This is a genomic window from Catenulispora acidiphila DSM 44928 (assembly GCF_000024025.1).
Lineage (GTDB): Bacteria > Actinomycetota > Actinomycetes > Streptomycetales > Catenulisporaceae > Catenulispora > Catenulispora acidiphila.
Map to the genome: position 1 here is coordinate 568,192 of NC_013131.1, position 12,602 is coordinate 580,793.

9 protein-coding genes are annotated in these 12,602 nt (G+C 61.7%); 6 read left to right on the top strand and 3 right to left on the bottom strand.

Annotated features, from left to right (window positions below):
* Positions 1-31 precede the first annotated feature (31 nt).
* Entirely contained in the window at positions 32-1,243 is a 1,212-nt protein-coding gene (locus CACI_RS02445) for a TIR-like protein FxsC (RefSeq protein WP_012784737.1), read from the top strand.
* A 5-nt stretch (positions 1,244-1,248) separates the two neighbouring features.
* Positions 1,249-4,389: a KGGVGR-motif variant AAA ATPase gene (locus CACI_RS50925; protein ID WP_012784738.1), complete on the top strand. Its 3,141-nt coding sequence runs from the start codon at positions 1,249-1,251 to the stop codon at positions 4,387-4,389.
* Here the strand turns inward: CACI_RS50925 and CACI_RS02455 are convergent.
* Together CACI_RS02455 and CACI_RS02460 are read right to left on the bottom strand one after the other, a co-directional pair.
* Complete coding sequence (locus tag CACI_RS02455) at positions 4,380-4,832, bottom strand: DUF4231 domain-containing protein (RefSeq protein WP_012784739.1); 453 nt, start codon at positions 4,830-4,832, stop codon at positions 4,380-4,382. The genes CACI_RS50925 and CACI_RS02455 overlap by 10 nt on opposite strands.
* A 524-nt stretch (positions 4,833-5,356) precedes the next feature.
* Positions 5,357-5,869 carry a DUF4429 domain-containing protein gene (locus CACI_RS02460; protein ID WP_041540003.1) on the bottom strand — a complete coding sequence of 171 codons (513 nt, stop codon included), beginning with the start codon at positions 5,867-5,869 and terminating at the stop codon, positions 5,357-5,359.
* 645 nt (positions 5,870-6,514) lie between these two features.
* Here CACI_RS02460 and CACI_RS02465 point away from each other — a divergent pair.
* Genes CACI_RS02465 through CACI_RS49505 form a run of 4 tightly spaced genes read left to right on the top strand, consistent with a single transcriptional unit; the run spans position 6,515 to position 10,841 of the window.
* The gene (locus CACI_RS02465) at positions 6,515-6,925 is read left to right on the top strand and encodes a pyrophosphohydrolase domain-containing protein (RefSeq protein ID WP_041540004.1); all 411 of its coding nucleotides are present in this window, start codon (positions 6,515-6,517) and stop codon (positions 6,923-6,925) included.
* Positions 6,926-6,985: 60 nt separating this feature from the next.
* Positions 6,986-8,413, top strand: coding sequence for an ImmA/IrrE family metallo-endopeptidase (locus CACI_RS47430; protein ID WP_012784742.1), 1,428 nt, complete (start codon positions 6,986-6,988; stop codon positions 8,411-8,413).
* A 53-nt stretch (positions 8,414-8,466) separates the two neighbouring features.
* Complete coding sequence (locus CACI_RS02475) at positions 8,467-10,119, top strand: adenylosuccinate synthetase (RefSeq protein WP_012784743.1); 1,653 nt, start codon at positions 8,467-8,469, stop codon at positions 10,117-10,119.
* 23 nt (positions 10,120-10,142) lie between these two features.
* Positions 10,143-10,841 (top strand): DUF7002 family protein, encoded by a 699-nt coding sequence (locus tag CACI_RS49505; RefSeq protein WP_223297433.1) that lies wholly within the window; start codon positions 10,143-10,145, stop codon positions 10,839-10,841.
* Positions 10,842-11,331: 490 nt separating this feature from the next.
* Here CACI_RS49505 and CACI_RS02480 read toward each other — a convergent pair whose 3' ends face one another.
* Positions 11,332-12,468, bottom strand: coding sequence for a hypothetical protein (locus CACI_RS02480; protein WP_041540005.1), 1,137 nt, complete (start codon positions 12,466-12,468; stop codon positions 11,332-11,334).
* Between the last annotated feature and the right edge of the window lie 134 nt (positions 12,469-12,602).

The following is a 12,602-nucleotide window of genomic DNA, read 5'->3' on the forward strand; positions in this document are numbered from 1 at the left end:
GTGTGTCGTCCCCGAGAGCGTGCGAGGTCTCGTGCCGCATTTCTTCTTCAGCTACTCGCGCAAGGATGCACCTGATGAATACCTCTATCGGTTCTACGACGACCTGTGTAGGGAAATCAGCGTCCGCAGCCATTTCACCATCGAATCCGCGGGGTTCATTGACAAGAACCAGCCAGTGGGCGGTGAATGGGAAGACAGCATCGGAGTAGCGCTGGGAACGTGTGACGTATTTGTACCCGTCTATTCTCCGAGCTTATTCGGCAGCTCGAACTGCGGCCAGGAATGGCACGCGTTTGGCACTCGGCAGTCCCGGGCTGGGAAGCTGGCGCCACACATCGTGCCCGTCTGGTGGGTGCCGACACCCGGTGAGCTGCCGACAATCGCGGACCGGATCCAAGACACGCGTAGTCAGTTCGGCGCGGAGTACCAGAAATACGGACTTCGTTACCTGATGCAGCTGAAGGAGAATGAGAGTCTGTACCGCGACTTCCTCGTCAAGTTCACGATGATGGTCCTAGCCGCTGGCGAGAACCCGCCGGAACTCATGAGAGATCTGAGCCTGGCCGGAGCGCCGAACGCCTTCGCGCTCAAGCCGGAGACGACTGGCGGCCGGGCTCGCCCGCGGTCAGGACTCAAGGCTGGCGGCATCAAGAGCGTGAGGTTCGTCGTCGCCGCAGGTAGCCGCGACGAGATGCGGACGATTCGGGCCGCCGTAGACGCCTATGGCGCAGGATCGCTGGACTGGCAGCCTTACCATCCCGAACACCCCGACCCCATCGTGCTGCACGCGCAGGGGGTCGCGATAGCACATCGCATGGTCTCCTCCTTCAAGGCAGCCATGGACGATGATCTCTTCGAGCTGCTGGAGCGCTGTCAGGCGAGTCGGGAACCGGTCGTGCTGATCGTCGATCCGTGGGTCGTAGAGCTCGACGCCTATAAAGACCTGCTGGCCCGCCTCGACACCGCCAGGTTCGGGACGACCGCCGTCGTCGTCCCCTGGGAGTCCGGGGCGACGATCGAGTCGAACCTCCGTGACATCCTGACTGTGCACCTGGGTAATTGGATGTACGCGGGCGAGCGGTTCTTCCGGGACGATATCCGATCGATGGGCGAATTCGAGGCAAACCTCGGCGAGGTGCTGGTCGATATGTGGAGCCGTATCGTCAAATGGTCGGACGCGGTGCGCCGGGTCGACGAGTCCGGGCCTGCTTCCCGTCCGATCCTGACCGGACCGGGAAGCTGAAGGCCATGAAAGGCTCCATCATCACATTCTATTCCTACAAGGGTGGAACCGGCCGCTCCATGGCCCTGGCCAACGCGGCGTGGATCCTGGCAAGCAACGGCCTGAGGGTACTCGTGGTCGACTGGGACCTTGAAGCGCCGGGCCTTCACCGCTACTTTCACCCCTTCCTCTCCGACCGGGATCTCAGGACATCGATGGGACTCATCGATCTCGTCTGGGAGTTCGTCGCGGCCGCCTTGGACTCGGAAGCCCAGGACGAGCCCGGCTGGCACGAGGACTTCGCTCGGATCTCGCCCTATGCAATGTCGATCGACTTCGACTTCCCCGGCCGAGGTACCGTCGACCTGGTGCCAGCGGGAAAGCAGGACGCGTCGTACTCGGCGCTGGTCAGCTCCTTCGACTGGGGGAACTTCTATGAGCGTCTCGGCGGCGGCGGCTACCTTGAGGCTTTGAAGCGCGACATGCGTCTTCACTACGACTACGTACTCATCGACAGTCGCACCGGTCTCAGCGACACCGCCGGGATCTGCACTGTCCACCTGCCAGACATCCTCGTCAATTGCTTCTCGCTGAGCACCCAGGCCATCGACGGCGCCGCCGCCGTGGCCGGGTCGGTGCACCGCCAGCGGGAGAATCGGCAGGTCCGTATCTTTCCGGTACCCATGCGCGTCGAGGATGGAGAGCAGGACAAGCTGGACGCCAGCCGGGACTTCGCCCGCGAACGATTCGGCCGCTTCCTGTTCCACGTCTCCGATCCTGAACGCTACTGGGGAGAGGTCGAGGTCCCGTACAAGAGCTTTTACGCATATGAGGAGATCCTGGCCACCTTCGGTGACCGGCCGCAGCAGGAGAACAGCGTACTGGCCGCGACCGAGCGGATTGTCGGGTACTTGTCCGACGGGCAGGTCACAGCTTTGAGTTCATCACTCTCCGAGTCTGAGCGGCGGGTCTGGTTGACCCGCTTCCAACGCAACGGACCGAAGCTTTCGCGCACCGAACTCGACGTCCGGCTCCCCGGGCCGCCACTGAAAATCTTCATCTCGTACGCACACGACTCGCACGAGCACTTCGAAGAGGTCCGCGAGCTGTGGTTCCTCCTTCGCGCCAATGGCACCGACGCCCAGCTTGGCTCACCCGATAACGAGCGCAGGTGGAACGGGCCGGTTCCGACCGCGACGGAGATCCGCACAGCCGACCTGATCATTGTCGCTGTGTCGCCACTTTATCGACGATCCACCGGCGATGACGGTCAGACATCAGGGGACGAGAGTGGTGCTGGAGTAGAAGCACGCCTGATCCGAGACGAGGTCCAGGGCGGATACTCCGTGCAACGGATCATCCCGGTCGTTCTCCCGTCGGCCGCCGTCACGGAGGTGCCAGCCTATCTAGCGGACAGCCCGGTCAGGCCCGTCATCGTCGAGCAGCTCACAGCGGACGGCATCCGACCGCTCCTTCGCCAGGTGGCTCGCTTCAAGCGAGTCGATCATAAGCGGGCAGACTTCAACCCCTCCTGGCGTGAAAATCTTCCGAAGCCGGAACCCGATCTCGAACAAGCAGCACTTCAGCTCGCCCGAAGCGTAGCCAGCGGTTGGGAGGTGTCGGCGGCGGCGACACTCAGTCGCCCACCGCTGGCGACCCGATGGTCGGGAAGCCAGCGGCGCGGCTCGTTCGATGATCTCGTGAACATTTTCCTGACCTCTTCCAGAGGACGGCTGCTCGTCCTGGGCTCAGCCGGCTCGGGTAAGACGACGACGGCAGTCCGTCTACTCCTCGACCTGCTAGCCAGAAGAACAGACGAGCCGATTCCGATCCTGCTGGCGGTAGCCACATGGCGGCCGGACGTTGAACATATCAACACCTGGATTATCCGACGCTTGCAGGAGGACTACACTGTCGGCGGCATCGCCGAGCGTCTCGTCACGACGGGGATGATCCTTCCGATTCTAGACGGGCTCGACGAGCTGCCGGTCACCCAGCGTGCGCTGGCACTCGATGCACTTTCTACGCTGAGGATCAACCAGCCCTTCGTGGCAACATGCCGAACCGGCGATTATCGACAGGTGGCGGCCGAGTTGGGACAAATGCTGGCGAACACTGTCGTCGTCGAACTCGAGCCAATCACCAGCAACGACATCCGCGCCTACCTTGCTGTAGACCTGCCGGATAGCGATCGTCGTTGGCAGCCGGTATTCGCGCACCTCCGAGAGTTTCCCGGTGGACTACTAGCACAGTCCATGTCGAATCCATTCATGTTGGACCTGATGCGGGACGCATATCGGAGGCCAAACACCGATCCGGCCGAACTCCTAAATAACCGGCTGTTTCCCACCACGCAAGCAATCGAGCATCGTCTCTTCGGCACGTTTATCGGCAGAGCCTATGCGCCGCGTCCAAGCACCAGACCAGAATCGACATACGACGCTTCATCGGCCGACCGCTGGCTTAGCTTCCTCGCGCGCTCGCTGCATGAGCAGCACACGCGAGATTTGTCCTGGTGGCATCTTCACCGCGTGCTGCCTCCAGGGGGCCTGAGGACTCTGCTCGCGCTCGCGGCCGGATTCTTCGGGGCCCTTATGCTTGGCTTGGCTGGCCTCCGATTCGACGTGTTGCCGGACATCGCAGCAATCCCCGGCTGGGTGAAAGGCGCGCTCGCCGGCACCGGACTCGGGCTATTCGTTGCCCTCGTGGCGAGGGAGCCTGTACAGCTCAGCAAACCATCCCCCCGGCGCGCCGAACCAAGTCCAAGGCGCCGTCAGCTGGGGCGTCTCGTCGGCATTTCCGCTGATCTCAACCAGGCGTCCAGCCCAGCTGCGGCACTGCTCATTGAACGCAGGACAGTATCGACGGTCGGACTGCTAATGGTTCTCGTGATCGGCATCTCAGAACTGGTATCCGGCATCCCAAGAGCCTTGGTCGAGCCGATTGTGGCAACGGCCGTCGGCCTGATTATGGTCCGCTTCAGCACGAGCTCGTGGGGGTGGTACTCGGTGACGCGCTGGTGGCTGGCGCTCCGAGGGGTACTGCCGTTGCGAGTAATGCGGTTCCTCGGCGACGCGCATGCTCGTGGCGTTCTGCGCCAGCAAGGAGTCGCCTACCAGTTCCGCGACGTCGCACTCCTCGAATGGTTCGCCGGAGATCATATATGACCTGTCTGAGTGCGCTCGGAAACGACCTTGACCCAACCGGCCATCTCCTCCTGTTCGATCTTGGAGATCATGGCTGCCAGGATCTGGTCCCTCGACGTCGGGTCACCGTAGGGAGCCGACGTCGTGTGGTAGCGGCGCCGTTCCGCCTCGACGGCCTCCCGCGCCCCGTTGAACCGCAGATAGTTCTCCTGCCAGTTGAACGTGGACCGCAAGCTGGTCACGACCACGATCACGGCCCCCAGGATCGCCGGCACGGTCGCGTTGTGCGGAGCGATCACCGCGGAGACTGGAATGGCGGCGGCAGCGACCTGCGACCCGATTGCCGAGATCCGATGACGCTGCCTCGCATGAATGGCTGCTTGTCGGTACCAGTCGTAGGAACCGTTTGCCAAGCCCAGCGCATAGCTCGACTCCTGACGCGCCGCACCCGAATCCGTGGCCATTGGCCGCCTCCCTACAAGACGTGAATACGTCCGCCGGTCATGTGGTGACGGGAACCGGCGATCCTTAGACGTATCAATACGGGTTGAGGCTCGTTTCTACCGCACCGAGCGCACTATGTCAGGATCCTGGGCAATGGCTACACCTCAGGCGGCGGCACGTCTGCCTGCCACCGTGCTCTCTCTTGTAGCCACCGCGGAAGGATCTTCGAGTCGATCAACAACACCGGCGCCCGCCTCTCCCAGGCGGACCTCATGCGCAACCACTACGCCCCGGGGTTTCAGTTCCAGACCCCTGCCCACGACGGCTAGTTATGAGAGGCCTGATAAGGCAAATGTTATAGCGGGTGCTCGCGCGGGCGTGCCGGCTTTACCAGGCCCAGGTACCAGTCCACAGATCGAGAACCGGGCGCTTTGCCTCGGCGCGGTCCCACTTGCTGTATCGCGATGGTTGGAACCCAGGCGAAGGCACGACCATCATCGGGTAGGCGGGTCGAGCGATCGACCTGCCTACCCGATTCCTGGCGCTAAAGCCCGAGCAGCTTCGCTTTTGCCACCGCGAACTCCTCCTCGCTGAGATGGCCGTGCTCCTTAAGCCGTGCGAGGTTTCCGATTTGGTCGGCGAGGGAGGGCTCTTGCGCTGGCATGGTCGGCGGAGCCCACCCAGGCGGCGGAGGAGGGGGCGGCATGGTCCAGCCGGAAGTCGTCATAGCCGTACGGTTGCGTAGAGCGGTGTCGATCGCGTCGCGCACCCGCCGGAAGTCGTTGCTGTGGAGTGTGAAGTCAACGGTCATCGGGTCAGTGGAAGATCGCGTGCTGTTCTGGCGCGGCGCTACGGTACCGGCGACCAGGATGGTGATCCGTCCATGGTTGGCTCCGGTCGGCTTGAAGTCCACGCCCGTGACCTGCTCGATCGGGACTGTGGTCGTGCCGCTTCCGCTGAGTCCCCGAGCGAGAATGCCGCCCCTCGTGATTGTGATGGCCCGGCCGTCGAAGCTGATTTGCCCGGTCCTGCCCTTCGCGGAGACCGGTCCGAACATGCCTGGCGACGTACTCATGAGTTCCCCCTCGGTTGGGACGGTACGCAGTAGCGTATGCCCTTTGTTATTCCCTCTCGCGGGTGATTCTGGTGGGTATGTCGGGACCCACTTCGACGGTCTGAGCGGGGCACCGTCGTCGGCTGTCCACCGTCAGGGCGGTCCTCAAGACGGTCGGCGTCGACCCGCACCCCGGCGCAATGGCCCGACTGGCACAGTTCCTGCGCTCCCAAGGCCAGGGCGATCCTGGCGACCGACTTCTTCACGGTGATGTTCCGCCAGCCGGTGTTGCGACGTCCGTTCCCAAACTGTGCCCGGACTCGTCCACGCTTCGTCGCCGCAGCATCAAGCGGCCACATGAAACATCGCGTCGGGACCGCTAGACACGATTGAGCGAGGGTCTTGTGACCCGGTCCTTCTGAGGCGCGTCAGTGTGAAAAGGTTGCCCGCATGACGCGCACCACGAGAACCTCACTAGATTCGTCCGGTAGCGATAGCGACGAGTCTGAGTCGCGACAGGCGCCGATTGCCGGCCGACGCGGCGCCCTCTCAGGCGTGTTCACCGATCGGAGCCCGGGAGCCATGACGGTAGAGAGTGGCATCCGAGAAGCGGGGCGGCTCTGTGTCGAGCCTGGGCTTAGCGATGCGATGCGAGCTGTCGCGGCGTTCCATACAGCGTTTGACCTTCCCCGACAGCCAGTACCCTCTACAGATGTGAGTACGGAGCTGGCCCAGCTGCGTGTGGACCTCCTTGTCGAGGAGGTGGGTGAGTTCGCCGATGCAACTAGCAAGCGTGATCTCACCGCCATGGCAGACGCGTTGGGCGACATCATCTACGTTGCCTATGGTGCGGCGGTTACCTACGGGATTGATCTTGATGCTGTGCTTATGGAGATCCATCGTTCCAACATGAGCAAGCTTGGGTCTGACGGACGTCCCGTGCTCCGGCAAGATGGCAAGGTGTTGAAATCATCAAGCTATCGCCCCCCGGATGTTGCTCGCGTACTGGCCGAGCAGTCAGAACTTACGGTGGTCAGCGAGGCGATTGATCACCCATAGGGAGCTGTGTGAACCGCCGATACGCTTTCGGCCGTCGCCGTTGCCAGCTATCGTCAGGCTATGGCCGCCGAAGGAGCGATCACCGAGAGCTCATCGTGGACTAACACTTCCGTTTTGCTGTTTGTCGGCGATGATGACCCGTTGGCGGCAGTCACTGCTCTCGCCAAGAAGATCATAAACGAGGCCGAAGACTGTGGGCTTCAGGGGCCGCCGTTTGATCCTTTTGCCCTCGCCGAGTTGCTTGGGCTGTCGCTGCGAGCGCGGGCTGACATAGCAGACGCTCATATCAGTGCAGACACCATTGGGGTCAGATCGACTCCAGACGCCCCGCTAGGGCACTTTGTCCAGGCCAAGCGGTCACTGGCAATCGAATACAACCCGACGCGGCCACGAGGCCGCCTTCGCTACAGCGTTGCTCACGAGATCGCCCATGCACTGTTTCCCGACGTCGCGGACGTAGTGCGGCATCGTACGGGGAGCGGTGGTGTGGCGGGGTACGGCGGTGACGACTCTTGGCAGCTTGAGCTGTTGTGCAACGTCGTGGCCGCTGAGCTGTTGATGCCGGACCAAGCAGTTGCCGGACTCATTGATATCGATCCCGATATCGACTTCATCATGGAGTACCGACGGCGCTTTGACGTTTCCACCGAAGCGCTGCTGCGAAGGCTTGTCGGTCTGACGGGACGGGGCCTGGCACTCGTTGCAGCCTCACGCTCGCAGGACGACGCTAGCGCATCCCTGATCGTCGAGTACGTGGTCGGATCGGCTCAGTTCTCCCCGCGTGTGCACCGAGGCGCCACAGTGTCCTCGGCTGGTGCGTTCGGAAAATGCGTTGCCGTGAGCCAGACTGCCCGGGGTGTGGAGACACTTGAGACGGTGCCTTTGCGGGTGCAAGCCGTCGGTGTACCGCCGTATCCCGGCTTCTCCCTACCGCGCGTGCTCGCGCTCGTTGAGCCGGTCGTCCCCATCGGCAAGGAGTCGGGTGGACTGCGTTATCGAAGCGGTGATGTCACCAACTTCTCTGCGGGTGACAGGCCAGTCGTGATCGCTCATGTCGTAAACGACTCGGCGCATGCGTGGAGTCGCCGCGGTGTCGCGGCTGCGCTTTCGACACGTTTCCCGGCCGCAGCGCGTGCCTTTCAAGCGTGGACGGTAGCAGCGCCGACGAATTTGGAGCTGGGTCGCGTACACGCTGTTGACGTCACGACCGGTCAGAGCCTGGTCACGATCGCGAGCATGGTGGTGCAGCGCGGGTACGGAGCGGGATTCTCAACTCGGCTGGACTACCAAGCGTTGGATACTGCGCTTGCCGCTGTCGCAAAGTTCGCGCTCACAAAAGGTGCAGACGTCCACTTGCCCCGAATCGGAGCTGGGCAGGCAGGGGGGCGCTGGGACCTGATTGCACAGGCGATTGAGCGCAACTTGGTTGGTGCCGGCCTGGAGGTTGTTGTCTACACCCTGCCTCAGCGCCCGCGGGGAAAGACTTAGGAAGATGACTGCTACGCGCCGTGACCATCACGATCGGATAGGCAGCCTGCATCATGAAGACTCGCCCACGTTTGGTAGTGATCAGCGGACCAGTCGGGTCAGGTAAATCAACACTTGCCCGACGTCTGGTCAGCAGGTATGGAGCGTTCGACATCCGGACGCAAGACCTTATGCGCGCGCATGCTGTTGCATACGACAAAGAACTGCCGCTGGAGCGTAGGGCGCTTCAGGAATACGGTGAACAACTCGATATTGACACAGGCGGGGGTTGGGTCGCGGAAGGGGTTGCCAAGCTCCTAGACCAGCGCGATGAACCAATCGATGGTCACGGTCTCATTGTCGTCGATTCGGTACGGGCCCATCATCAGGTCGAGCGTCTTCGAGAGGCATACGGCGCGCGAGTGACTCACATCCATCTCAACGCGCCGGAATCGGTACTGGGTGAGCGGTATGCCGAACGTGGTGACGCGAGTGGTCTCGTCGAGTTGGATTCGTACACCGAGGTTGCGCAAAATAAGACTGAGTCTGCTGTAGGTCAGCTCGAATCCGAGGCTGATATTACTATTGACACACAACGCAACTTGCCGGGCGATGTTGAAACGAGGGCGGCTGCTGCGCTGGGGCTGTACGCGTCGCGAACGGACAAGCTTGTTGATGTCCTCATAGGGGCCCAGTACGGAAGCGAAGGTAAGGGAAACATCGCTTTCTATCTAGCACCCGAGTACGACGTCCTTGTTCGTGTGGGTGGCCCGAACGCTGGTCACAAGGTGCCGTTACCGACTCCGTATACCCATCGGCTACTGCCGTCGGGTTCACGTGCCAACCTCGCTGCATGCATCGTGATCGGCCCCGGCGCAACTTTGTCGCTTGAGGTGCTCATGCGTGAGATTGCTGAATCCGGTGTCGAAGTCGACCGACTCTCGATCGACCCTCAATGCATGATCATCGAAAACGCCGATCTGGATGCCGAGGCTCAACTAGTCGGCAAAATCGGCTCGACCGGCAAGGGTGGCGGGGCGGCGGCTGCGCGACGCATCATGGGGCGTCATTACGACGAAGCTTCGGAGACTCCGGTTCGTCTCGCACGTGATGTACAAGAACTCGTACCCTATGTCCGTCCAACTGGCGAGATACTCGACGATGCGTTCGCGCGGGGTCATCGTGTACTGCTCGAGGGGACGCAAGGTACTGGGTTGAGCCTGTATCACGGCAGCTACCCACACGTGACCAGCCGCGACACAACTACGGCGGGAACCCTCGCGGAGGCGGGAATCGGTATCCATCGGGTTCGGCGCGTGATCATTGTCGCACGCACCTATCCGATCCGTGTCAAGAACCCAGACGAGGGCACATCAGGACCTATGTCCCAAGAGCTTAGCTGGGAAGAGATCGCACGACGTTCAGGCATCCCAGAAGAAGAACTTGTCAAACAAGAAAAGGGTTCAGTCAGTAATAACCAGCGTCGCGTCGCCGAGTTTGACTGGCAGATGTTGCGCCGCGCATCCGAGATCAACGGCGCTACCGACGTCGCGCTGACTTTCACAGATTACCTCGACATCGGCAACCGTGACGCGCGGCGGTACGAACAACTTAGCCCGAAAACGATCGACTTCATCGAAGAGGTTGAGAGGGTCGCCGGCGTGCCGGTTTCACTGCTAGGGACCCGTTTCGATATACGAAGTGTCATCGATCGACGGCAATGGTAAGTACGGCATGGGCGTTCACCACGATGACTTCTGAGAGGCGGCTGTCGAACGTGCAAAGAGATGAGCTCATTAACAAGTACCCAGTGCTATACCATATGGCAGAAGAAGGTACTTGGCCTTCAATTCAAAAGCGCGGCCTGCTTAGCACTCAGGCCTTAGTTGATCTCTATAATCCCGAACCGGCTGTAAAGAATTCGATACTAGGGGCGGTAAGGCGTAGCAGCATCGCACTGGACAATCCAGTTCTCGGTCGCACAATTATCCGAGACCAAAGGCCTCTGAAATTCCTGGACAAATGTCTACTTCCCGGTACCTCGCCACAACAGTTCCTTGACGTACTCAACGGCAGGGTGTTTTTCTGGCTTGCCCGGCACCGTCTTGAGACGCTGCTGTCAGCCAGACTCTACCGTGACAAGCAACAGACTGTCCTGCACGTGGATACGGGGCGACTTATGGAGCGATACGGTGATGAAGTCGAACTTGCGCCCTATAACACGGGGAGCATGCATATACCGAACGCGCCTCGGCGCGGGAAGGACGTTTTCGTTGCCGTCGACGACTATCCGTATGATGATTGGCGCGTCCAACGTGGAAGCAAGGGCGATGCGGTTGTTGAACTTACTGTTCCCTATGCCGTACCGGATATCAGTGATATGACGCTTCGTGTAGAAAGTTGGAGTGGTGGCGATGTTGTAGATGTAATCTACTCGGCACCAGATTAGTTGGGAATTGCTATACGGCCGCCTGCCTCGTTGCGAAGAAAACCGCCGCGGGTACCGAGAACGTCGTGCGTGCAGCTGGGGCAGGGTTGTCCGTCAACTCGCAGTGGCGTGGTAGGCGTTATTTCGGGTAGATCTGGATCATGGGCGGCCATAGCTGCCGCAGGCGGGGAACCGTTTCGCTGCCCTCAGGCGTCCTCCGGATCGAGCGTGATCGCCTTTACCCAAAAGGTCGGATAGACCTCTATGGGCGAGCCCGCGCCCTGCCGGTACGCGGCCAGCGCATCAAGCTGCTCTCCGCCTAGCCACACATGACAGTGTCATCGCAGAAAATCACGGTGTCGTGACGACGGTCTTCCTAAGGAGGCCCTCGCCGTTCGGTCACCGATGGTCACTTCTGCTCGAACCCTGGCTCGCTCCATAGCACCCAATCTACGACGGACGCCTGATAACGCTCGTCGTTCTGGGCTGGCCCTGGCTTTGAAGAGAGCTGTCAGGCATCCTCGCCGGTGAGCACTGCAAGTGAAAGGCCCTCAACCATCTGCCGCAGAGGTTCGTCCAGGGCCGTGAAACCCCCGGGGAAAGCGGAGCGTAGACGACTGACCATCCGATTGGTCCACAGCAGAAGCGCGGCCGATATCGCGAACTCGTGGGGCTTACGGTCCCGTGCCGTCACCAACAACATGATCCGAGGGAGCCCGAAGGCCGCGGCCGAAACCCACGCGCGGCACGCGTCCCCGAGCGTGCCCGCGCCGATCTCTGCCTCCACAGAGTTCAGCAGTTCGCCGGTGCGGCGGGTACATGCCTGCGCTGCACGGTATGCCTGGCGAAGCTCTGCGATGTCCGCTGCAGCAATAGCCGCGCGAAGCTCTTCGAGGATGGACCCAGCCATGTTCTTGCCGAGCCACTCCGCGGCTGTCAGCTCAGTGGCGTCCAGGTCGCTGAACTCAAGGAACGAGGCCATCGGGCTGAGCTGGCCTTCAGGCAGCAGCGCGGCCAGAACATCGGCGATCGTCGATCCCGGTAGGTAGTTCTCCGGATCGATGATCGCCGCAACGGCCATCTGCGTGATCTCTGCCGGGGTTCGGTCGGTATCCGTACGGCGGTCAAGATCAGCGTATTCCTGAGGCGGCCACGGGGCGTGCGCGGCAAGCAGGCTCTGAACGGCGCTGTCGATCCTGGCGATCCTGGCCAGTGGACGGAACATGGTCGCGCCCGTAGCAGTCACGGTTTCCGCTGCTTCCACGGCCCAGGTCTCTCGGTCGGTACCCGGTGCGGAGTCGAGCGCAATGCCTCCGGGTAGCCGGGTCTTATCGATCTGCCGCGTAAAAGCCCTGCGAATTCCTTCCGAGGGTACGGGCATGTCTTCGTCGAAGGCCTGCAGCGCGAGCCGGTCCCAGGAAACACCGGGGCGGGCGTGCTGGGCCAGCCAGGCGACCATCTTCATGGTGGCCTCCGTTGGCTCGGTCACCGTGCCCACGTCCCGGCCGCGGCCGATGACGACGTTCGGCTCGATTAGCTTCCACGCCCGCCAGCGCTCCAGCTGAGTCGCGGAGACTGGCGAGCCGCCCGGTGGAAGGCTGTCGATGATCTGTTGGTCGGCGCGGCTTGGTACAGGGGAACGCGTCACCGCTCCAAGTTAGCCCTGCCGCCGCCCGACATGGAGAGTTGGGAAGGCGGTGCGGTCGGGTCCATCTATGAACCCCGCAACTTTCGATGATCACTTGACCGTCGGGCGCGGTGTACTCGAGCTCGGCCAATCAG

Coding starts and splice junctions, on each gene's coding strand:
- CACI_RS49505 (WP_223297433.1), top strand. CDS start 10,143: ATGACTTCTGAGAGGCGGCTGTCGAACGTGCAAAGAGATGAGCTCATT.
- CACI_RS02455 (WP_012784739.1), bottom strand. CDS start 4,832: ATGGCCACGGATTCGGGTGCGGCGCGTCAGGAGTCGAGCTATGCGCTG.
- CACI_RS02465 (WP_041540004.1), top strand. CDS start 6,515: ATGCGAGCTGTCGCGGCGTTCCATACAGCGTTTGACCTTCCCCGACAG.
- CACI_RS47430 (WP_012784742.1), top strand. CDS start 6,986: ATGGCCGCCGAAGGAGCGATCACCGAGAGCTCATCGTGGACTAACACT.
- CACI_RS50925 (WP_012784738.1), top strand. CDS start 1,249: ATGAAAGGCTCCATCATCACATTCTATTCCTACAAGGGTGGAACCGGC.
- CACI_RS02460 (WP_041540003.1), bottom strand. CDS start 5,869: ATGTTCGGACCGGTCTCCGCGAAGGGCAGGACCGGGCAAATCAGCTTC.
- CACI_RS02475 (WP_012784743.1), top strand. CDS start 8,467: ATGAAGACTCGCCCACGTTTGGTAGTGATCAGCGGACCAGTCGGGTCA.